The 1,663-nt window shown below is 69.9% G+C and carries 1 protein-coding gene; it reads left to right on the top strand.

Annotated elements, in window-relative coordinates:
- Nucleotides 1–21: 21 nt before the first annotated feature.
- Nucleotides 22–1,663: IS1182 family transposase (locus STRIP9103_RS10850; protein ID WP_100243890.1), on the top strand; the 1,642-nt coding region annotated here is incomplete at its 3' end.

The following is a 1,663-nucleotide window of genomic DNA, read 5'->3' as shown; positions in this document are numbered from 1 at the left end:
TGTCGTATGGGGTGGGTGCGGATGTCGATGCAGCCGAAGGGGTCTGGGGAGATCCCGGCGGAGACGGTGCGGGTGGCGCGGGCCGCGTTCCCGAAGGGGAGCCTGGCCATGCGGCTGCGGGACGAGTTGGGGCCGATGTTCACGGATGAGGAGTTCGCGGACCTCTTCCCCGCCCGGGGGCGTCCTGCCTGGTCACCCGCCGGGCTGGCACTGGTGTCGGTATTGCAGTTCGTCGAGGGGCTGACCGACCGGCAGGCGGCGGAGGCGGTGCGGGCACGGATCGATGTCAAGTACGCGCTCGGGCTTGAGCTGGACGGTCCGGGCTTCGATTTTTCGGTGCTGTCGGAGTTTCGGGACCGGCTGGCTCGGGTGGACGGCGGGCGGCGGGTGCTGGACGGCGTCCTGGCCGCGGCCCGGGAGAAAGGGCTGCTCAAGAGGGCGGGGCGGGCCCGCACGGACTCCACGCATGTGTTGTCGACGGCGCGTGAGCTGTGCTGGCTGGAGATGGTGGCGGAGACCTTGCGGTCGGCGTTGAACGCGCTGGCGCAGGCGGCACCGGACTGGCTGGCCGGTGCCGCCGAGCCCGACTGGTTCCGGCACTACGCGACCAGGGCCGAGGACAGCCGGTTCCCCACCGGCCGCGCGAAGCGGGACGAGGTGGGGACGCGGATCGGCCGGGACGGAACACACCTGCTGACGGCTGTCTTCGCGTCCGGCGCCCCCGAGGCTCTGCGCCGGCTCGCGGAGGTGGAAACCCTGCGGAAGGTGTGGGTCCAGCACTTCCACCAGGTGGAGGGCGAGGTGAGGCGGCGGAGCCCAAAAGACCGCCCGCCGGGCGCGTTGCGCCTGGTCACCCCGTATGACACCGACGCGCGTGGCAGTGTCAAACGCGACACGATGCGGGACGGTTACAAGGTCCACCTCACCGAGACCTGTGAGCCGGACACCCCGAACCTGATCACGAACGTCGCCACGACGGTGGCCACCGTCCAGGACCGGTCGATGGCCGAGACGATCCACAACCAACTCGCCTCGCGTGACTGCGTACCCGGCGAGCACTGGGTCGATGCCGGCTATCCCACCGGCGCGGCCCTGGTCAGCGCAAAGCGCGACCACGGCATCGCGCTGCACGGCCCTCTCCAGGCCGACAGCAGTGCCCAGGCCGGTGCGAACAGTGGCTTCGGTCAGGACGCCTTCACCATCGACTGGGAGAACGGGAAGGCTGCCTGTCCCGGCGGCAAGACCAGCATCCGCTGGGGCGAGAGGCTTTCCCAGCGCGGGCAGCCCGTGCTCGAAGTGCAGTTCTCCGTACTCGACTGCCGCCCGTGCTCGTTGCGGAAGGCATGCATCAACTCGCCCAACGGCACACGTCGCTCGCTGCGGCTACGTCACCACGACGAACACCACGCGCTCCAGGCGGCCAGAGCCGAGCAGACGAGCGATGAATGGAAGGGACGCTACAAGGTCCGGGCTGGGGTCGAGGGCACCATCGCCCAGGCTGTTCAAAGCTGCGGACTGCGCCGATCCCGCTACCGGGGTCTGGTGAAGACCAGCCTCCAGCACCAGCTCACCGGCGCGGCGATCAACCTCGCCCGCATCGACGCCCACCTCGCCGGTAGACCACGAGCCCGCACCCGCACCAGCCACTTCGCAGCACTTCGCC

This window comes from Streptomyces ipomoeae 91-03 (assembly GCF_000317595.1).
GTDB lineage: Bacteria > Actinomycetota > Actinomycetes > Streptomycetales > Streptomycetaceae > Streptomyces > Streptomyces ipomoeae.
This window is presented reverse-complemented; position numbering and strand designations above follow the sequence as displayed.